Consider the following 19632-nt stretch of genomic DNA (forward strand, 5'->3'; position numbering starts at 1 on the left):
CATCTTGGCGCGGTCCCGGTGGCGCCAGGGCGGAAAGTCCCGTGGTTCGTCACTTCGTGGGCCGTGGCCCCGGACCGCGTTTCGCGCCCCGGGGCCCCCGGGCAGACTACGAGGCCACCGCTCCGCCCTTCAGCAGCGCGGCGCCCAGCGGGGTCACCGTGTGCAGGACGGCGTTGCCCCGGCGCAGGGTGGTGACCAGGCCCGCCTCGCGCATCACGCAGGCGTGCTGGCTCGCGGAGGCCAGCGAGACCCCGGCCCGGCGGGCCAGCTCGCTGGTGGTGGCGCCGTCGCCGATGGCCCGCAGCACCACCGACCGGGTGTGCCCGACGAGCTTGCCCAGCGTGCGCTGGCGCTGCTCCTCCAAGGGCCGAATCGATTCACCGCCGGTGGGCGCCGAGGCAAGCTGGGCGGCCGCCGGGTAGACCAGCACCGGGGGCAGCTCCGGGTCGTGCAGGGTCACGGCGGTGCGCCGGCAGAAGAACGACGGCTGGAGCAGCAGCCCGCGCCCTCGCAGCCGTACGTCGCGGTCCACGGGGTAGTCGCACTCCAGGACCGGCGCCCGCCAGCGCAGCATCGGCGGCAGCGAGGCCAGCAGCTCGTCCGCGCCGCCGTCCAGCAGGGCCCGGCCGCGCGCGGCCCGCTCGGCCTCGATCTGGGCCTGGATGTGCGTCCAGTACGGCTCCACGGCCGCCCGGTGGTAGCCGCGCAGCTCGCCCAGCAGCCTCGGCAGGTGTTTGGTGCCGCCGTCCATGAAGTCCCGCAGCCTGCGCGGGACCGGCGCGTCGGCGCCCCCGCTCACGGCCGAGGGCATGCCGAACGCCGCCCCGACGCCGGTGCCCGCGCCGAGCAGCGTGAGCTCGCGCCGCATCCGCTCGGGGCGGATGCCGCGCAACGCGTCCAGGCCCACGTCCCACCCGTACTGCCCCTCCACAGGGGTCAGGAAATCGGGAAAGTAACCCCGACTCGGTATGAGCGCACCGAGCAAACGTGTTTCACTATTCAACCTGCTCCGGGTTTCCGTACGCCATTCACCGAAGAGCCGCGCATCACGCCGGTCTCTTAAGCGGTGAAAACTCAGAATCGTTTCCCACAACGCATCGGGACGCCCTGCCATCCGTACGCGTGCCAGGTCCACTCCAGTGAAATGGATACGCAGCACCGAACCCCCACCTGTGCAACCGCAATCCCCCCGCCCCATGAGTATGCATGCCGTCACACGACGTCACCACGCCCTTTCAGCCACAGTTGAAACCCCTTTCGGCAGGGGCGTGACAACCGAAATCCTGTACTCCGCCGGGCACACTCCAGTGCGACCGAAACGCTCCGTGAAGGCCGTGGGGGGCTTTGCGGGGCCTGGCGGTCGGTCGCACCGGGAAGCGCCGACGTGCCTGGCAGATTGACAGCAGGCGGTGGACGGGTGGGGATCCGTCCACCGCCTGCTGGCGTAAAGATTTGTTGAACAACAAAAATAGGCGCGTCCGCCCTCGGGGGTCAGGGAACCCGGGGGCGGACGCGCAGTCAGCGGGCCGTGTCAGGGCCGTGAAGGACTCAGCGGCTGTCGCTGCCCTTCGCCTCGGCGGCGGCACGGCCGGCCTCCAGGCGCGCCACCGGAATCCGGAACGGCGAGCAGGAGACGTAGTCGAGACCCACCTCGTGGAAGAAGTGGACGGACTCGGGGTCACCGCCGTGCTCGCCGCAGACGCCGAGCTTGAGGTCGGGGCGGGTCGCCCGGCCGGCCTGGACCGCGCTGCGGACCAGCGAGCCGACGCCGTCCTTGTCGATGGTCTCGAACGGCGAGACCCCGAAGATGCCCTTCTCCAGGTACGCGGTGAAGAAGCTGGCCTCGACGTCGTCGCGGGAGAAGCCCCACACCGTCTGGGTCAGGTCGTTCGTGCCGAAGGAGAAGAACTGCGCGGCCTCGGCGATCTGCCCGGCCGTGAGGGCGGCGCGGGGCAGCTCGATCATCGTGCCGACGGTCAGCTTGAGGCTGGTGCCCGTGGCGGCCTCGACCTCGGCGATGACCGCGTCGGCCTCCTCGCGGACGATCTCCAGCTCCTGAACGGTGCCCACGAGCGGGACCATGATCTCGGCGCGCGGGTCGCCCTTGGCGTTCTTGCGCTCGGCCGCGGCCTCGGCGATCGCCCGGACCTGCATGGCGAACAGACCGGGGATGACCAGGCCGAGACGGACACCGCGCAGACCCAGCATCGGGTTCTGCTCGTGCAGCTTGTGCACGGCCTGGAGCAGGCGCAGGTCGTTCTCGTTGGCGTCCTTGCGGGCCTCGGCGAGGGCGACGCGCACCGACAGCTCGGTGATGTCGGGCAGGAACTCGTGCAGCGGCGGGTCGAGCAGGCGGACCGTGACGGGCAGTCCGTCCATCGCCTCGAACAGCTCGACGAAGTCCTTCTTCTGGAGCGGCAGGAGGGCACTCAGTGCCTCCTCGCGCTCCTTGTCGGTGTCCGCGAGGATCAGGTGCTCGACCAGCTCGCGGCGCTCACCGAGGAACATGTGCTCGGTGCGGCACAGGCCGATGCCCTGGGCGCCGAAGCGGCGGGCGCGCAGCGCGTCCTCGGCGTTGTCGGCGTTGGCGCGCACCCGCAGCCGGCGGACGCGGTCCGCGTAGGCCATGATCCGGTGGACGGCCTGGACCAGCTCGTCGGCGTCGTCGGCGCCGGCGTGCATGCGGCCCTCGAAGTACTCGACCACCGGGGAGGGTACGACGGGTACCTCGCCGAGGTAGACCTTGCCGGTGGAGCCGTCGATGGAGACGACGTCGCCCTCCTCGATCACCTTGCCGCCCACCGTCATCCGGCGGCGCTTGGTGTCGACCTCGAGGTCCTCGGCGCCGCAGACGCAGGTCTTGCCCATGCCGCGGGCCACGACGGCGGCGTGCGAGGTCTTGCCGCCGCGCGAGGTCAGGATGCCCTCGGCGGCGATCATGCCGTCCAGGTCGTCCGGGTTGGTCTCGCGGCGGATCAGGATGACCTTCTCGCCGGAGCGCGACCACTTGACGGCCGTGTACGAGTCGAAGACGGCCTTGCCGACCGCCGCGCCCGGGGAGGCGGCGATGCCGCGGCCGAGCAGCTCCGTGCTGGCGCCCTCGTCGAAGCGGGGGAACATCAGCTGAGCGAGCTGGGCGCCGTTGACGCGCTGGAGGGCCTCGGCCTCGTCGATCAGACCCTGGTCCACGAGCTGGGTGGCGATGCGGAAGGCGGCGCCGGCGGTGCGCTTGCCGACACGGGTCTGCAGCATCCACAGCTGGCCGCGCTCGATGGTGAACTCGATGTCGCAGAGATCCTTGTAGTGGGTCTCCAGCGTCGTCATGATCGTCATGAGCTGGTCGTAGGAGGCCTTGTCGATGGTCTCCAGGTCCGCCAGCGGGACGGTGTTGCGGATGCCCGCGACGACGTCCTCGCCCTGGGCGTTCTGCAGGTAGTCGCCGTACACGCCCGCGTGGCCGCTGGCCGGGTCGCGGGTGAAGGCGACGCCGGTGCCGGAGTCGGGGCCGAGGTTGCCGAAGACCATGGAGCAGATGTTGACCGCGGTGCCCAGGTCGCTGGGGATGCGCTCCTGGCGGCGGTAGAGCTTGGCGCGCTCGGTGTTCCAGGAGTTGAAGACCGCCTCGACGGCGAGGTCCAGCTGCTCGCGGGCGTCCTGCGGGAACTCGCGGCCGGCCTGCTTGGCGACGATCTTCTTGAAGCGGGTGACCAGCTTCTTCAGGTCGGCGGCGTCGAGGTCGGTGTCGACGGTGACCTTCTTGGCGGCCTTGGCCTCGTCGAGGGCCTCCTCGAAGAGCTCCCCGTCGACGTCCAGGACGGTCTTGCCGAACATCTGGATCAGACGGCGGTACGAGTCCCACGCGAAGCGCTCGTTGCCGGCCTGGGCGGCGAGGCCGGCGACGGACTCGTCGGAGAGGCCGATGTTGAGGACCGTGTCCATCATACCGGGCATGGAGAACTTGGCACCGGAGCGCACGGAGACCAGGAGCGGGTCGTCCGACTGGCCGAGCTTCTTGCCCATCTTCGCCTCGAGGGCGGCCAGGTGGGCGCTGACCTCGTCGCGGAGCGCGGCCGGGGCCTCACCGCTGGCGAGGTAGACCTTGCAGGCCTCGGTGGTGATGGTGAAGCCGGGAGGGACCGGCAGACCCAGGTTGGTCATCTCGGCGAGGTTGGCCCCCTTGCCGCCGAGAAGGTCCTTGAGGTCGCGGTTTCCCTCGGTGAAGTCGTAGACGAACTTCTGATCTTTGTTTTCCGACACGGGTCTCGACTCCTCGAGGACTCGGTGGCTGCCCTGACGGCCAGGAACATACCCAGATCGAAGGCTTCTGGGTACGTCCACTTGGTCGTCATGCGGCTGTAACCACCCGTGCGCCACCAGATCGAAAGTAACCGATGAGTAGCCAAAAACTACGAAGAGCGTTCACCTCCCGAAGGGTGAAGGGGCTCCTGCGGCGTGTTTGCGCTCGGATGAGCGATCATCGATACATTTGCGTTCAACTCTTGAACAAACAAAGGGTGGCACCCAGTGCCACCCTTTGGAAGTCTTACCCGTGATTTTCGCGCTCATGTGAGCGCAACCCCACCCATGCGTGGCGTATGTCACGCCGCCGGCGGCATAGTTTGTCAGCTGTTTCTCAGCCCCCGGACGTGTCCAGTTCGGCGTCCTCGCTCACGCCCGCACAGTCGTAGGGATCCTTCAGCCAGCCGTCCGGGAGGACAACCCGGTTGTTTCCGGACGTCCGGCCACGCGGGCCGTCCGCGCTCTCGGGCCACCCCTGGTCCAGGTCGAGCTCGCTCAGATGAGCGTCCAGCTCGGCCAGGGAGGAGGTGACGGCCAGCTTCTTCCGCATCTCGGAACCCACCGAGAAGCCCTTGAGGTACCAGGCGACGTGCTTACGGAAGTCGATCACCCCGCGCGTCTCGTCGCCGATCCACTCGCCGAGCAGTTCGGCGTGCCGGTGCATCGTCGCCGCGACCTCGCGCAGCGTCGGCTTGTGGAAGTCCTCCGGGCGCCCCTCGAACGCCGCGACCAGGTCGTTGAACAGCCACGGGCGCCCCAGGCAGCCGCGGCCGACGACCACGCCGTCGCAGCCCGTCTCGCGGACCATGCGCAGCGCGTCCTCGGCGCACCAGATGTCGCCGTTGCCGAGCACCGGGATCTCCGGCACGTGCTCCTTGAGCCGCGCGATGGCGTCCCAGTCGGCGGTGCCGCCGTAGTGCTGGGCGGTGGTGCGCCCGTGCAGGGCGATCGCGGTGACGCCCTCCTCGACGGCGATCCGGCCCGCGTCGAGGTAGGTGAGGTGGTCGTCGTTGATGCCCTTGCGCATCTTCATCGTGACCGGCAGGTCGCCGGCGCCCGCGACGGCCTCGCGCAGGATCGCCCGCAGCAGGTTCCGCTTGTAAGGGAGGGCGGAGCCGCCGCCCTTGCGGGTCACCTTGGGGACCGGGCAGCCGAAGTTGAGGTCGATGTGGTCGGCCCGGTCCTCCTCGACGATCATGCGGACCGCCTTGCCGACCGTCGCCGGGTCGACTCCGTACAGCTGGATCGAGCGGGGCTTCTCGGTCTCGTCGAAGTGGATCAGCTGCATGGTCTTCTCGTTGCGCTCGACCAGGGCGCGGGTCGTGATCATCTCGCTCACGAACAGCCCCTTGCCGCCGCTGAACTCACGGCAGAGGGTACGGAACGGGGCATTGGTGATGCCGGCCATGGGCGCGAGCACCACGGGGGGCTGCACGGTGTGCGGGCCGATCGCGAGCGGCGGGGGGAGCGTGGTCATGCCCCCCATTGTCGCCCAGAACAATCGCATCCCGTATTTCTTTAGTTAGGCGTACTATCGTAAGTATGCCCGAGCCGAGCCGCCGTCGCAGGATGCTGATCCTGGTGATCTGCTGCACGAGCCTGCTCATCGTCAGCCTCGACGTGACCGTGCTCAATGTCGCCCTGCCCTCGATGCGCCGAGAACTGGGTGCGTCGGTGGCCGGCATGCAGTGGACGATCGACGCCTACACGCTGGTCCTGGCCTCACTGCTGATGCTCGCGGGCTCCACCGCGGACCGGATCGGGCGCCGCAGGGTCTTCGCCGCGGGTCTGGTGGTCTTCACCGCGGGCTCACTCCTCTGCTCGCTCGCGCCGAGCCTGGAGTGGCTGATCGCCTTCCGGATGGTCCAGGCCGTGGGCGGTTCGATGCTCAACCCGGTCGCCATGTCGATCATCACCAACACGTTCACGGATCCGCGCGAACGCGCCCGCGCCATCGGCGTCTGGGGCGCGGTGGTGGGCATCTCCATGGCCGTGGGCCCGTTGATCGGCGGACTGCTCGTGGAGTCGGTCGGCTGGCGCTCCATCTTCTGGCTCAACCTCCCGGTCGGGCTGCTGGCCCTGATCATGACCCTGCGCTTCGTGCCGGAGTCGCGGGCCGGGCACCCGCGCCGCCCGGACCCGCTCGGGCAGCTGCTGGTCATGGCCCTGCTGGGCTCCGTGACGTACGGGATCATCGAGGCGCCGAGCGCGGGCTGGACCGCCCCGGTCATCCTGGTCTGCGCCGCCGTGGCCGTGGCCTCGCTGGCGGGGCTGCTGTTCCACGAGCCCCGCCGGGCGGAGCCGCTGATCGACCCGCGGTTCTTCCGGAGCGCTCCCTTCAGCGGCGCGACGGTGATCGCCGTCAGTGCCTTCGCCGCGCTGTCGGGATTCCTGTTCCTCAACACGCTGTACCTGCAGGACGTACGGGGGCTGAGCGCGCTGGAGGCCGGGCTCTACATGCTGCCGATGGCCCTGCTCACCTTCCTGTGCCCGCCGGTGTCGGGGCGACTGGTGGCAAGCCGGGGGCCACGGCCGTCACTGTTGATCGCGGGGACGGCGATGGCCGCGAGCGGGCTCCTGTTCGCCGCCTTCTCGGCGGAGACCTCGACCCCGCTGCTGTTCACCGCGTACGTGCTGTTCGGGCTGGGCTTCGGCATGGTGAACGCGCCCATCACGAACACGGCGGTCTCCGGGATGCCGCGCGCCCAGGCGGGCGTCGCGGCCGCGGTCGCCTCCACCAGCCGGCAGACCGGCGGCACGCTGGGCGTGGCCGTGATCGGCTCGGTGCTGGCGGCGGGGACGGCCGGCGGCGCCGATTTCGCCGAGGCGACCCGGCCGGCCTGGTGGGTCATCACGGGCTGCGGACTGCTCGCGCTCGTCGTGGGCGCCGTGACCAGCGGCCGGTGGGCCATGGGGACAGCGGCGCGGACCGCCCGCGCGCTGGAGCGGACGACCGCGGAGCCGAAGCGGGCCGCGGTCCCGCCGCACGGCTGACGGACCCCGCTACTCGCCGCACTCGAAGTCGTCGGCGTTCGAGTCGATCCGGGCCAGCAGGCCGCGCAGGGCGTCCCGGTCCTGCTGCGAGAGTGCGGCGAACAGGGCGAGTTCTACCTCGTCGAGCGCCGCGTTCGTCTTGGCGAGGGCGGTCGATCCGGCCTCGGTGATGGCCACGTTGTGACGGCGGCGGTCGGCCGGGTCCCGGCGGCGCACGGCCAGGCCCTCGCCCTCCAGGTCGTTCAGGATCCCCACCAGCACGCTCGGGTCCACCTCCAGCCGCTCGGCGAGTGCCCGCTGGCTCTTCATGTTCATTGCCTACGCCGTCGTCGCCGGCCTGCTCGCACTCGTCCTGGCCGCGTCAGCCACGCTCACGCTCCAGCGGAACGAGGCGGTCACGGCGAGCATGCGGAAGGTGCGGGTCCCGGACGCCTGGCTGCCCCGGCTGGCCTCCTTGAAGGCGGCCGGCGCGATCGGACTGGTCGCAGGCGTGTGGGTGACTCCGCTGGGCGTCGCCGCCGCACTGGGCGTGACCCTCTACTTCATCGGCGCGGTGATCAGCCACCTGCGCGTCAAGGACTTCGAACTGGCTCCCGCGGCCGTGCTGGCCCTGGTCGCGGCCGTGGCACTGGCCCTGCGCATGGCGGCATAGCAGCCCCGGGCGGGCGCCCACCGGCCTCAGCCACCCTGACGGGTGACAGATATTGAAATCTGTCACCCGTCATGCCAAGGTTGTTCCATGACGAAGAACGAGAACACCCGCACCCGCACCCTCGGCTCGACCGGCCCCTCCGTCTTCCCCCTGGGGCTGGGCTGCATGGGCATGTCCGCCCTGTACGGGGAGGCCGACCGCAGCGAGTCGATCGCGACCATCCACGCCGCCCTGGACGCCGGGGTCACCCTGCTGGACACCGGTGACTTCTACGGCATGGGCCACAACGAGCTGCTCATCGGCGAAGCCCTGCGCACCGCGCCCGCCGCGGCCCGCGAGCAGGCGCTGACCAGCGTCAAGTTCGGCGCGCTGCGGACGGTGGAGGGCGGCTTCGCCGGATACGACGGCCGCCCCGACGCGGTCAGGAACTTCTTGGCCTACTCGCTCCAGCGCCTTGGCCGGGACCACATCGACATCTACCGGATCGCCCGCGTCGACCCGGACGTCCCGATCGAGGAGACCGTCGGCGCCATCGCCGAGGCCGTCCAGGCCGGGCACGTGCGGCACGTCGGCCTCTCCGAGGTCGGCGCGGACACCCTGCGGCGGGCCGCATCCGTGACCCCGATCGCGGACCTCCAGATCGAGTACTCGCTCATCTCCCGCGGCATCGAGGAGGAGATCCTGCCGACCGCCCGGGAGCTGGGCATCGGGATCACGGCGTACGGGGTGCTGAGCCGAGGCCTGATCAGCGGGCACTTCAGCCGCGACCGGGAACTGGCGCCGGGCGACTTCCGCGGGATGAGCCCCCGCTTCCAGGGCGAGAACCTCCAGCGCAACCTCGACCTCGTCGACGCCCTGCGCAAGGTCGCGGAGAACAAGGGGGTCAGCATCGCCCAGACCGCCATCGCGTGGGTGCTCTCGCGCGGCGGGGACATCGTGCCCCTGGTGGGTGCCCGACGCCGGGACCGGCTGTCCGAGGCACTGGGTGCCCTGGACGTGCGGCTGAGCCCCGCGGACCTGGCGGCCATCGAGGAGGCGGTTCCGGCCGGTGCCGCGGCCGGCGACCGGTATCCGGCCGCCCAGATGGCCCACCTCGACAGCGAGCGCTGAGCGGGCGGTACGGTCGTACCCATGCCCCCCGCTGCTGCCGAGCCCCTGACCCCCGAGCGCATCCTCGAGACCACCGAGGAGGTGCTGCGCCGCTTCGGCCCGACCAAGGCGACCGTGGTGGACGTGGCGCGGGCCCTGGGCGTCAGCCACGGCAGCGTGTACCGGCACTTCCCGTCGAAGGCGGCGCTGCGCGAGGCCGTCACGGACCGCTGGCTCGCCAAGAGCGTCGTCACCCTGGAGGAGATCGCCTCGGCCCCCGAGGGGACCGCGCCCTCCAAGCTGGAGGCGTGGCTGGAGGCGCTCTTCGAGGCCAAGCGTCACAAGGCCGGTGACGACCCCGAGCTGTTCGCGACGTACACGGTGCTGCTCGCGGAGAACAGCGGCGTGGTGGACCACCACCTGAGCCAGCTGATCGACCAGCTGGGCCGGATCATCTCCGAGGGTGTCGAGGCCGGCTCGCTCAGTGCGCCCGACGTACCGGCTGCCGCCCGTGCGGTGTTCGACGCCACCGGCCGGTTCCACGATCCCCAGTACGCGGCGGAATGGCTCTCGCCCACGATCATCACGGAGTTCGAGGCGGTCACCGCGCTCGTGATCCGGGGTCTGCGCGCCTGACCGGGGGGTCACACCGTGCGGAACGAGCCACTCCGCACAGCTTGATGATCATTTTGGGTGTGGCTTACTTGTCCGTAACCCGTCAAATTCCATACGGTCCCCCTACCGCACTTCATCAGGCACGTTCCAGGGGGAACCTTGTCCGCTCAACCCGCTCAACCCGCTCAGGCAGCTCAGTCCGCACCTCCGGCCCGCTCCGGTGGCGCCGCCGCGATCGGCTTGATCCTTACCATCGCGCTCAACGTGGTCGCGCCGATCCTCACGTACAACACCCTCGTCGACGACCACGGCTGGAGCGAGGCCTCGGCACTGCTGGCCAGTGGCGCCTGGCCGGTGCTCGACAGTGCCGTCATGGTGGCCTGGCGGCGCAAGCTCGACGAGTTCGCCATCGTCACCCTGGTGTTCCTGGTGATCACTGCGGTGGTCTCGCTCGTGGGCGCCCAGTCCGCCCAGGCCCTGCTGGTCAAGGACTCCTTCGTCACGGGCCTGTTCGGGCTGCTGTGCCTGGGCACGCTGCTCGCGCCGCGTCCGCTGATGTTCTACTTCGGCCGGAAGTTCGGCACGGACGGCACCCCGGCGGGCGTGGCGTACTACAACGACCTGTGGCGGTTCGAGGGCTTCCGCAACGCCCAGCGCCGCATGACCCTGGTCTGGGGCGTGGTCTACCTCATCGAGGCGGCGGTCCGGATCGTCCTGTCGTTCGTCCTGGACACCTCCACCATGGTGAGCCTCAGCCCGTTCATGATCTACGGCACGCTCGGCGGCCTGGCCCTCTGGACGGTCCGCTTCGTCAAGCGCACCAAGGCCGAGGGCGAGAGGCGGGCCGCCGAGACGGCCGCCGCAGCCGCACAGGCCGGGGTCTCCGCGGCCTGACCTCCCGGACGGCCCGTCACGGAAAAGACCGGTGGCCCGGTGCGCGATCCGCGCACCGGGCCACCGGCCGTTCAAGCGAAACAAGCAGCCGGGCGGGGCCTAGCAGCCGAGCAGGCGGCTGCCGAGGTAGCTCTGGATCTGGTCCAGGGAGACGCGCTCCTGCTTCATGGTGTCGCGCTCGCGCACGGTCACCGCGTTGTCCTCCAGGGTGTCGAAGTCGACGGTGACGCAGAACGGCGTACCGATCTCGTCCTGGCGGCGGTAGCGGCGGCCGATGGCGCCCGCGTCGTCGAACTCGATGTTCCAGAACTTGCGCAGGTCGGCGGCGAGACCCTTGGCCTTCGGCGACAGCTGCGCGTTGCGGGACAGCGGCAGGACGGCGACCTTGATCGGGGCCAGGCGCGGGTCGAGGCGCATCACGGTGCGCTTCTCCATGACGCCCTTGGCGTTGGGGGCCTCGTCCTCGTTGTACGCGTCGAGCATGAAGGCGAGCATGGCGCGGTTGACACCGGCCGCCGGCTCGATGACGTACGGGGTGTACTTCTCCTTGGTCTCCTGGTCGAAGTACACGAGGTCCTGGCCGGAGGCGGCGGAGTGGGCCTTGAGGTCGTAGTCGGTGCGGTTGGCGACGCCCTCCAGCTCGGAGAACTCACTGCCGCCGAAGTTGAAGCGGTACTCGATGTCGGCGGTGCGCTTCGAGTAGTGGGACAGCTTCTCCTTCGGGTGCTCGTACCAGCGGATGTTCTCCTCGCGGATGCCGAGGTCGCGGTACCAGTTCCACCGCTCCTGCATCCAGTACTCCTGCCACTGCTCGTCCTCGCCCGGCTTGACGAAGAACTCCATCTCCATCTGCTCGAACTCGCGCGTGCGGAAGATGAAGTTGCCCGGCGTGATCTCGTTGCGGAAGGACTTGCCCATCTGCGCGATGCCGAACGGGGGCTTCTTGCGCGAGGTGGTCTGCACGTGGGCGAAGTTGGTGAAGATGCCCTGGGCGGTCTCGGGGCGCAGGTACGCCTTGGAGCCGGTGTCCTGGGTCGGGCCGAGGTGGGTCTCCAGCATGCCGGAGAACTGCTTGGGCTCGGTGAACTGGCCCTTCACACCGCAGTTGGGGCAGTTGACGTCGGCGAGGCCGTGCTCGGGAAGGCGGCCGTGCTTGGCCTCGTAGGCCTCCTCCAGGTGGTCGGCGCGGTGGCGCTTGTGACAGGAGGTGCACTCGGTCAGCGGGTCCGAGAAGGTCGCGACGTGGCCGGAGGCCACCCAGACCTCAGGGGCCAGGATCACGGAAGAGTCGAGGCCGACAACGTCCTCGCGCCCGGTGACCATGGCCTTCCACCACTGGCGCTTGATGTTCTCCTTGAGCTCGACACCCAGCGGACCGTAGTCCCAGGCAGCCCTGGAGCCGCCGTAGATGTCACTGCACGGGAAAACGAAGCCACGGCGCTTGCTCAGGCTGACGATGGTTTCGATCTTGTCGGCGGCCACGGTGCTCTCTTCATTACGAGGACGAACGGCGAAGGCTTTAGGTTACCGGCGCCCGCACCCCCCCTTTCAAATCGGTTCCCCTTCCACGGCCCGCGGGCCGGGCCCCCGACCAGGGTTTTTGACAACCGTTTCCATCTTTGATGAAAATGGATGTCATGAACGTACGACGACTCATACCTGCGGCCGCCCTCGGCGGAGCCGTCGCCCTCGGCGCCACGGCCCTCACCGCCTGCTCCGGAGCCTCGGCCACAGGGGGGCACGAGGACGGAAAACTCCAGGTCATGTCGTCGTTCTACCCCATGCAGTTCCTCGCCGAACAGATCGGCAAGGACCACGTGAAGGTCGCCACCCTGACCAAGCCGGGCGTCGAACCGCACGACCTGGAGATCACCCCGCGCCAGACGGGCCAGCTCGGCGAATCCGACGTGGTGCTCTACCTCAAGGGCCTCCAGCCCGCCGTCGACAAGGCCGTCGCCCAGTCCGGCGTGAAGCACGTCGTCGACGCCGCCGCCCTCACCAGGCTGGAGGTCCACGCCGCCTCCGGCCACGACCACGCCCACGAGGGCGAGGAGGGCACCGGGGAGGAAGGCCACGACCACGGCCACGCCGAGGCCGGCGAGGACCCCCACGTCTGGCTCGACCCGGTGAAGTACGCCGAGGTCGCCAAGGGCGTCGGCGCGGCCCTGGAGAAGGCCGACCCCGGCCACGCGGCCGACTACCGCAAGAACACCGACGAGCTGGCCGGCAAGCTGGCCGCGCTGGACACGGAGTTCAAGGACGGCCTGCAGAACACCGCCTCCAGGACCTTCATCACCACGCACTCCGCCTTCGGCTACCTCGCCGAGCGCTACGGCCTCGACCAGGAGGGCATCTCCGGCGTCGACCCCGAGTCCGAGCCGAGCCCGGCCCGGATGAAGGAGCTCCAGGCCGTCGCGAAGAAGGACAATGTCTCGACCGTGTTCTTCGAGGCCCTGGCCAGCGACAAGACGGCCAGGACGCTCGCCGCCGACACGGGCCTGAAGACCGACGTCCTCGACCCCCTCGAGGGCATCTCCGACAAGTCCCAGGGCGCTGACTACTTCGAGGTCATGCGGTCCAACCTGAAGAACCTGCAGAAGGCACTCGGTAGCAAGTGATGGCAGTAACGGAGGCGCGTGCCATGGATTCCAAGCCCGCCCAGGCCACGGACCAGCCCGTCATATCCCTGCGCGGGGCCACGGCCTCGCTCGGCTCCCGCCCCGTGCTGCGCGGGGTCGACCTCACCGTGCGCAGCGGCGAGGTCGTCGCCCTGCTCGGCGCGAACGGCTCCGGCAAGTCCACGGCCGTGCGCGCCGTCGTCGGGCAGGTTCCGCTGTCCGACGGCGAGCTGGCGCTGTTCGGCACGGACTTCAAGCGCTTCCGCGCCTGGTCGCGCATCGGGTACGTCCCGCAGCGCACCACCGCCGCCAGCGGCGTCCCGGCCACCGTCCGCGAGGTCGTCTCCTCCGGCCGGCTCGCCCGCTCCCGCTTCGGCATCCTGCGCAAGGCCGACCGGGCCGCCGTGGAGCGGGCCCTGGACCTCGTCGACATGGGCCCGCACGCCGACGCCTCGGTCAACGCCCTCTCCGGCGGCCAGCACCAGCGCGTGCTCATCGCCCGGGCGCTCGCCGTGGAACCCGAACTGCTGATCATGGACGAGCCGATGGCCGGTGTGGACCTCGCCAACCAGGAGGTCCTGGCGAACGCCCTGCGCGAGCAGGTCGCCGCCGGCTCGACCGTCCTGCTCGTCCTGCACGAGCTGGGCCCGCTGGAGCCGCTGATCGACCGCGCCGTCGTCCTGCGCGACGGCTGCGTCGTCCACGACGGCCCGCCCCCGGAGGCCGTGGGCCAGCACGCCCTGCCCGGCCACGACCACGTACACCCGCACGCGGCGCACGACGCCGAGCCCCTTCGGACGGGACTGCTGAGCTGATGGAAATCCTCACCTACGCCTTCATGCAGCGGGCCCTGCTCGCGGCCGTCCTGGTCGGCATCACCGCCCCCGCGATCGGCACGTACCTCGTCCAGCGCCGCCAGGCCGTCATGGGCGACGGCATCGGCCACGTGGCCATGACCGGGGTGGCCCTCGGCTTCCTGCTCAACACGAGCCCGGTGTGGATCGCGACCCTGGTCGCCGTCATCGGCGCGGTCGGCATGGAGCTGATCCGCTCGCGCGGCAAGACCAGCGGCGACATCGCCCTCGCCATGCTGTTCTACGGCGGCCTGGCCGGCGGCGTGATGATCATCAACCTGGCTCCGGGCGGCTCGACGGCCAGTCTGACCAGCTACCTGTTCGGCTCGATCACCACGGTCTCCGCGCAGGACGTCACCGCGGTCGTGATCCTCGCCGCGTTCGTCGTCGCCGTGACCCTCGGCCTGCGCCGCCAGCTGTTCGCGGTCTGCCAGGACGAGGAGTTCGCCCGGGTCACCGGCCTGCCGGTGCGGTTCCTGAACCTGCTGATCGCCGTCACCGCCGCCGTCACGGTCACCGTGGCCATGCGGATCGTCGGCCTGCTGCTGGTCAGCGCCATGATGGTGATCCCGGTCGCGGCGGCGCAGCGCGTCACCCGCGGGTTCACCGCCACCCTGTCGGTGGCCATGGTGATCGGCGTGCTCGTCTCGCTCTCCGGCACGGTCGCCACCTTCTACATCGACGCCCCCTCCGGCGGCACCATCGTGCTGCTCGCCATCGGCGTCTTCATGGTGATGACGGCCCTGTCCACGCCGCTGGCGCGGCGCCGGGCCAACGCGGCGCGCGCCGCCGAGGAGGTCTGCACGCGCGATGATGTGAAGGTCTAGGAGGAACGGCCGCCTGGCACAATGGGCCGAGGCCGATACGAGGAGGAACCGGTGGCGACTGCGCCTGGCGAGATGAATACCGCGCCAGTACGAGGACGATCCACCCGGCAGCGGGCCGCCGTCGCGGCGGCGCTGGACGAGGTGGACGAGTTCCGCAGCGCCCAGGAGCTGCACGACATGCTCAAGCACCGCGGTGACTCCGTGGGCCTGACCACCGTCTACCGCACCCTCCAGTCGCTCGCCGACGCCGGCGAGGTCGACGTGCTGCGCACCAGTGACGGCGAGTCCGTCTACCGGCGCTGCTCCACCGGGGACCACCACCACCACTTGGTCTGCCGCAAGTGCGGCAAGGCGGTCGAGGTGGAGGGCCCGGCGGTGGAGAAGTGGGCGGAGGCCATCGCCGCGGAGCACGGCTTCGTGAACGTCGCCCACACGGTGGAGATCTTCGGCACCTGCGCCGACTGCGCGGCCGCCTCCGCCTAGACCGGACCAGGCCGTTTGGCGGCCTAGAGCCGCCTCAGGTTCGCGTCCAGGATCCCGCGCAGGCGGTCGACGTCCGCCGGGGACTGGGCGCCGCGCTTGGGCAGGACCGTCATCGACACGGCTCCCTTGCCCTCGCTCAGCATGACGAACAGCTCGTCCGTCTCCGCGTACGTGGGCTGCACGGCCCAGCCGATGCGGGTGTCGCAGCCGGCCGCCGTCACGCGGACCCCGGAGCCGTCGACGACGGCCCGGGTCTCCCCCGCCTTCTCCAGCAGCCCGCGGAAGGCCCGGGCCTGCAGCCGGTGGCCGAGCGGCCCGAAGACCCACAGGAACGCGCCGCCCGCCAGGAAGCCCGCGGCCCTCGCGACATCCGGCGCCTCCCCCGTCAGCAGCAGGACGCCGCCGATCAGGGACAGCGTCCCGACGATGCGGAACAGCCACGTCTTGCGGCGCACGGCCGCCGTGCGGCGGTTGCGTGCACGCAGGGCTCCGGCGAAGTCCGTCTCGGTCGTCCGGTAGACGAGCTCGACCGCCGGGACGCCCACGCCGCCGGTGTCCTGCCGCCCGTCCCTGTCAGCCATGTTCATGACAGCCGACCCTACCGCCCGGCCGGGCCGGCTGTGCGCGCCGGCCCGGCCCGGCGGGGTCACGCCGAGGCGCCCGGCTCCGCCTGGTTCGGGACGGCGCCGCCGAACCGGCGGTCGCGCTGCGCGTACTCCAGGCAGGCCGCCCACAGGTTGCGGCGGTCGAAGTCCGGCCACAGCACGTCCTGGAACACCATTTCGGCGTACGCGCTCTGCCAGAGCAGGTAGTTGGAGGTCCGCTGCTCGCCGCTCGGCCGCAGGAAGAGGTCCACGTCGGGCATGTCCGGGTAGTACATGTACTTCGCGAAGGTCTTCTCGTTGACCTTCGACGGGTCCAGCCGGCCCGCGGCCACGTCCCGCGCGATCGCCTGCGCCGCGTCCGCGATCTCCGCGCGGCCGCCGTAGTTCACGCAGAAGTACAGGGTCATCGCGTCGTTGTCGACGGTCTGCTCCTGGGCGACCTGGAGCTCCTGGACGACCGACTTCCACATCTTCGGCATGCGGCCGACCCAGCGGATCCGGATGCCCAGCTCGTTCATCTCGTCGCGGCGGCGCCGGATGACGTCCCGGTTGAAGTTCATCAGGAAGCGGACCTCGTCCGGCGAGCGCTTCCAGTTCTCCGTCGAGAAGGCGTACAGGGAGAGGTTCTTGACGCCCATCTCCAGGCAGCCCTTGAGCACGTCGAGCACGACGCCCTCGCCGACCTTGTGGCCCTCGGTGCGCGGCAGGCCGCGCTCCTTGGCCCAGCGGCCGTTGCCGTCCATGACCACCGCGACGTGGTTCGGGACGAGCTCGCCGGGGATCTTCGGCGGGCGCTCACCGGACGGGTGCGGCTCGGGAACCTTGTACTCCCGGCGAGAGCGCCCCAGAATCCCGCGTCGTGCCATGTGTCCAGCTCCTATTTCTCGACGTATCGCAGGGAGCGTAGCCCGCGCTCCAGATGCCAGTGCAAATAGGCGGAGACGAGCCCGCTGCCCTCCCGCACGTACCGCGCCTCGCAGGCGTCCGCATGCCCCCAGTCGCCCGTCAGCAGCGCGCTGAGCAGGGCGATGGCCTCCGACGAGGGTACGACGCTGCCGGCCACCCGGCAGTCCCCGCAGACGACCCCGCCCGCGGCGACGGAGAAGTGCCGGTTGGGGCCGTGGATCCCGCACTTCGCGCAGTCCGTGAAGCTGGGCGCGTATCCGTTGACGGCGAGGGAGCGCAGCAGGAACGCGTCGAGGATGAGGTTCGGCTCGTGCTCGCCGCGCGAGAGCGTGCGCAGGGCTCCGATGAGCAGCAGGTACTGCTGCACGGCGGGTTCGCCCTCGTTCTCGGTGAACCGCTCGGCGGTCTCCAGCATCGCGGTGCCGGCGGTGTAGCGGGCGTAGTCGGTGACGATGCCGTTGCCGTACGGGGCGATGATCTCGGTCTGGGTGCAGAGCGGGAGGCTGCGGCCGATCAGCTCGCTGCCCCGGGCGAAGAACTGCACGTCGGCGTGGGAGAAAGGTTCCAGCCCGGCGCCGAACTTGGATTTCGTGCGCCGCACTCCGCGGGCGACGGCCCGCACCCGGCCGTGGCCCCGGGTGAGGAGCGTGATGATGCGGTCCGCCTCACCCAGCTTCTGGGTGCGCAGCACGATGCCGTCGTCGCGGAACAGACTCATGGGCCCATTGTCGCCTGCCCGGGCGCGGCGACGGCCCTCCGCCCGGACACCGGTCCGGACGGAGGGCCGTCGCCCCTCGGAGGGTCAGGAAGCGGGCGCGGTCTCCTCGTCCGCGTCGGCCTTCACGGAGGTGGCGGCGGCCGTGCTCACGGCGGCGCCGACCGCGGCCTCGGCCACCGTCTCGGCCTCGGCGGTAGCCGCCGCCCCGACCGGAGCGGCCTCGGGTTCCGGCCCGGCCGGGGCCACGGCGTCCGGCTGGGCCAGTGGGCCGGCCGGGGCCGTCGCCTGGGCGGGCACCGCGGCCGGTGCGGTGCCGTGCGCATCGTCCTCGGCCAGGCCGTTGAAGATCAGGTTGAGCACGATCGCGGCCGAGGCGCCGAGCGTCACACCGCTGTTGAGCAGCGAGGACAGGTCCGCGTTCATGTGGTCCTTGAAGAAGACCGGAACGGTGGCCGGCAGCAGCGCGAAGGCCAGGGAGACGCCCACGACCAGCGCGTTCTTCTCCTCCTTGAGGTCGACCTTGGCGAGGGTCTGGATACCGGCCAGGGCCACCATCGCGAACATCACCGTCGCCGCACCGCCGAGGACTCCGTGCGGGACCGCGGCGACGATCGCGGCGGCCTTGGGGATCAGCCCGAGCACGATCATGAAGACGCCCGCGGCGACCACGACGAAGCGGCTCTTGACCTTGGTCATGCGGACCAGGCCGACGTTCTCGGCGAAGGCCACGTACGGGAAGGAGTTGAGGACGCCGCCGAGGGCGGTCGCGGCTCCGTCGGCGCGCAGGGCGCGGGCCACGGTCTCGCTGTCGATGTCCTTGCCGACGATGTCGCCGACGGCGTACGTGTCGCCGGTCGTCTCGACCATGGTGATCAGCATGACGATGAGCATCAGCAGGATCGGGAACCAGGCGAACTTCGGTGCTCCGTAGTGGAACGGGGTGGTGACGCCGATCCAGTCCGAGTCGGCCACGCCGCCGAACTCGGCGTCCCCGAGCAGGAAGGCGACGGCGGTGCCGCCGACCAGGCCGAGCAGGATCGAGATGCTGGACAGGAAGGGCTTGCCGAGCTTCATCAGGACGAGGATGAAGAGCATCGTGCCGCCGGCGTAGGCGAAGTTCTTCGGGTCGCCGAAGCCGGGGCTGCCGACGCCGCCCGCGGCGTCGTTGAGGCCAACGGGGATCAGCACGATGCCGAGGACCGTGATCACCGTGCCGGTGACGACCGGCGGGAAGAGCCGCATGACAGCCCGGAACGCCTTGGAGGGCAGCCAGGCGAAGGCGAAGGTGGCGATGCCGGCCGTGATGACCGCGCCGTAGATGACGAGCAGGCCCGCCGTCCCGCCGCCCGCGCCGAGGCCGATGGCGATCATCGGGGACACCGCGGTGAAGGTGACGCCCTGGATCAGGGGCAGGCGCGCACCGATCCGGCCGATGCCCCACGCCTGGATGATCGAGGCGATGCCGCAGGTGAACAGGTCGGCGTTGATCAGGTAGACCAGCTGCTCGGTGGTCAGGCCGAGGGCACCGCCCACGATGATCGGAACGATCACCGCACCGGCGTAGAACGCGAGTACGTGCTGGAAGCCGTACAGCGCGAGCCTGGGGAGGGGGAGCACCTCGTCGACCGGGTGCGTGCTCTGCTCTCCGTTGTCGGAAAGCCGGGCGGCGACACGTGCCATCTCTGCCTTGCCCTTCAAGAGGTAGGTAAACGAGAGGAATCTGGTTATCCCCGTGCGGAGTGGGTCGTGATCCCGTTGGTCCGCCAGGGTTGTCAGTGCGTTCACGTGAATCGAAGCCCCGCTGTGTTACCGGCGGCGTCTCGTCGTGTGACCGGAATTGAACGCCTGTGGGTGGGCTCACAGATATCGTGGGCTTCCACAAAGTGTTGACGTACGGAGCCACCCGATCTGTAGGTTTCTCCAGTGGCGGACGCCTCCGCGAGGGCGTATGGCCAACTCTCCGCGAAACCGCCACCTTCATCTGTGCGGGAGCGAAGTCGGACCCGCCGACGTGCTCTTACGGACTTTGCGGCGCACGGCAGCGCAAAGTCGAGGGTTTTCCTCCGCGCGTCCGACGG

The 19632-nt window shown here is 70.1% G+C and carries 18 protein-coding genes; 9 read left to right on the forward strand and 9 right to left on the reverse strand.

The genetic code is table 11. The features are described 5' to 3' along the window. Positions 1 to 106: 106 nt before the first annotated feature. The 3 genes from ACIPK4_RS02045 to dusB all read right to left on the reverse strand — a co-directional run bounded on the left by ACIPK4_RS02045 (position 107) and on the right by dusB (position 5776). Positions 107 to 1159 carry a helix-turn-helix domain-containing protein gene (locus ACIPK4_RS02045; protein ID WP_054222870.1) on the reverse strand — a complete coding sequence of 351 codons (1053 nt, stop codon included), beginning with the start codon at positions 1157 to 1159 and terminating at the stop codon, positions 107 to 109. A gap of 389 nt (positions 1160 to 1548) precedes the next feature. Further along, on the reverse strand, positions 1549 to 4257 hold the full coding sequence (ppdK, locus tag ACIPK4_RS02050; protein WP_376194325.1) for a pyruvate, phosphate dikinase: 2709 nt from the start codon (positions 4255 to 4257) through the stop codon (positions 1549 to 1551). A 376-nt stretch (positions 4258 to 4633) separates the two neighbouring features. Continuing rightward, positions 4634 to 5776: a tRNA dihydrouridine synthase DusB gene (dusB, locus tag ACIPK4_RS02055; protein WP_402308603.1), complete on the reverse strand. Its 1143-nt coding sequence runs from the start codon at positions 5774 to 5776 to the stop codon at positions 4634 to 4636. 65 nt (positions 5777 to 5841) lie between these two features. On the opposite strand from dusB, the gene ACIPK4_RS02060 reads away from it, so the two are divergent. Then, complete coding sequence (locus ACIPK4_RS02060) at positions 5842 to 7293, forward strand: DHA2 family efflux MFS transporter permease subunit (protein ID WP_402308605.1); 1452 nt, start codon at positions 5842 to 5844, stop codon at positions 7291 to 7293. Positions 7294 to 7302: 9 nt separating this feature from the next. On the opposite strand, the gene ACIPK4_RS02065 is transcribed toward ACIPK4_RS02060, so the two are convergent. Next, positions 7303 to 7602 (reverse strand): MarR family winged helix-turn-helix transcriptional regulator, encoded by a 300-nt coding sequence (locus tag ACIPK4_RS02065; RefSeq protein WP_402308607.1) that lies wholly within the window; start codon positions 7600 to 7602, stop codon positions 7303 to 7305. On the opposite strand from ACIPK4_RS02065, the gene ACIPK4_RS02070 reads away from it, so the two are divergent. The 4 genes from ACIPK4_RS02070 (at position 7601) to ACIPK4_RS02085 (ending at position 10543) form a co-directional block, all read left to right on the forward strand. Beyond that, entirely contained in the window at positions 7601 to 7945 is a 345-nt protein-coding gene (locus ACIPK4_RS02070; RefSeq protein ID WP_402308610.1) for a DoxX family protein, read from the forward strand. The genes ACIPK4_RS02065 and ACIPK4_RS02070 overlap by 2 nt on opposite strands. 87 nt (positions 7946 to 8032) lie before the next feature. Then, complete coding sequence (locus tag ACIPK4_RS02075; RefSeq protein ID WP_402308612.1) at positions 8033 to 9055, forward strand: aldo/keto reductase; 1023 nt, start codon at positions 8033 to 8035, stop codon at positions 9053 to 9055. A 21-nt stretch (positions 9056 to 9076) separates the two neighbouring features. Then, entirely contained in the window at positions 9077 to 9670 is a 594-nt protein-coding gene (locus ACIPK4_RS02080; RefSeq protein WP_402308615.1) for a TetR family transcriptional regulator, read from the forward strand. 243 nt (positions 9671 to 9913) lie between these two features. Next, entirely contained in the window at positions 9914 to 10543 is a 630-nt protein-coding gene (locus ACIPK4_RS02085; RefSeq protein ID WP_402308617.1) for a VC0807 family protein, read from the forward strand. Between the two features lie 99 nt (positions 10544 to 10642). Here the strand turns inward: ACIPK4_RS02085 and ACIPK4_RS02090 are convergent, their stop codons facing one another. After that, the gene (locus tag ACIPK4_RS02090; protein ID WP_376204779.1) at positions 10643 to 12025 is read right to left on the reverse strand and encodes a glycine--tRNA ligase; all 1383 of its coding nucleotides are present in this window, start codon (positions 12023 to 12025) and stop codon (positions 10643 to 10645) included. 155 nt (positions 12026 to 12180) lie between these two features. On the opposite strand from ACIPK4_RS02090, the gene ACIPK4_RS02095 reads away from it, so the two are divergent. The 4 genes from ACIPK4_RS02095 to ACIPK4_RS02110 are packed head-to-tail and all read left to right on the forward strand — an operon-like array spanning position 12181 to position 15325. Continuing rightward, complete coding sequence (locus ACIPK4_RS02095) at positions 12181 to 13161, forward strand: metal ABC transporter substrate-binding protein (RefSeq protein WP_402308621.1); 981 nt, start codon at positions 12181 to 12183, stop codon at positions 13159 to 13161. A gap of 23 nt (positions 13162 to 13184) precedes the next feature. Next, the gene (locus ACIPK4_RS02100) at positions 13185 to 13976 is read left to right on the forward strand and encodes a metal ABC transporter ATP-binding protein (protein ID WP_054222860.1); all 792 of its coding nucleotides are present in this window, start codon (positions 13185 to 13187) and stop codon (positions 13974 to 13976) included. Beyond that, on the forward strand, positions 13976 to 14842 hold the full coding sequence (locus ACIPK4_RS02105) for a metal ABC transporter permease (RefSeq protein WP_402308625.1): 867 nt from the start codon (positions 13976 to 13978) through the stop codon (positions 14840 to 14842). Before ACIPK4_RS02100 ends, ACIPK4_RS02105 begins: the two co-directional genes overlap by 1 nt. 51 nt (positions 14843 to 14893) lie before the next feature. Next, positions 14894 to 15325, forward strand: a complete 432-nt coding sequence (locus ACIPK4_RS02110) for a Fur family transcriptional regulator (RefSeq protein WP_082410407.1) — start codon at positions 14894 to 14896, stop codon at positions 15323 to 15325. A 23-nt stretch (positions 15326 to 15348) separates the two neighbouring features. Here ACIPK4_RS02110 and ACIPK4_RS02115 read toward each other — a convergent pair whose 3' ends face one another. From ACIPK4_RS02115 to ACIPK4_RS02130, 4 genes are all read right to left on the reverse strand, one after another. Continuing rightward, positions 15349 to 15912 (reverse strand): YcxB family protein, encoded by a 564-nt coding sequence (locus ACIPK4_RS02115; RefSeq protein WP_402308628.1) that lies wholly within the window; start codon positions 15910 to 15912, stop codon positions 15349 to 15351. Positions 15913 to 15971: 59 nt separating this feature from the next. Continuing rightward, entirely contained in the window at positions 15972 to 16796 is an 825-nt protein-coding gene (locus ACIPK4_RS02120) for an isoprenyl transferase (RefSeq protein ID WP_054222856.1), read from the reverse strand. Positions 16797 to 16807: 11 nt separating this feature from the next. Beyond that, positions 16808 to 17554 (reverse strand): DNA repair protein RecO, encoded by a 747-nt coding sequence (recO, locus tag ACIPK4_RS02125; protein WP_030162779.1) that lies wholly within the window; start codon positions 17552 to 17554, stop codon positions 16808 to 16810. Positions 17555 to 17638: 84 nt separating this feature from the next. Beyond that, positions 17639 to 19234, reverse strand: a complete 1596-nt coding sequence (locus ACIPK4_RS02130) for a nucleobase:cation symporter-2 family protein (protein WP_402308633.1) — start codon at positions 19232 to 19234, stop codon at positions 17639 to 17641. Positions 19235 to 19632 lie beyond the last annotated feature (398 nt).

It is taken from the genome of Streptomyces sp. NPDC086989 (assembly GCF_044745505.1).
Lineage (GTDB): Bacteria > Actinomycetota > Actinomycetes > Streptomycetales > Streptomycetaceae > Streptomyces.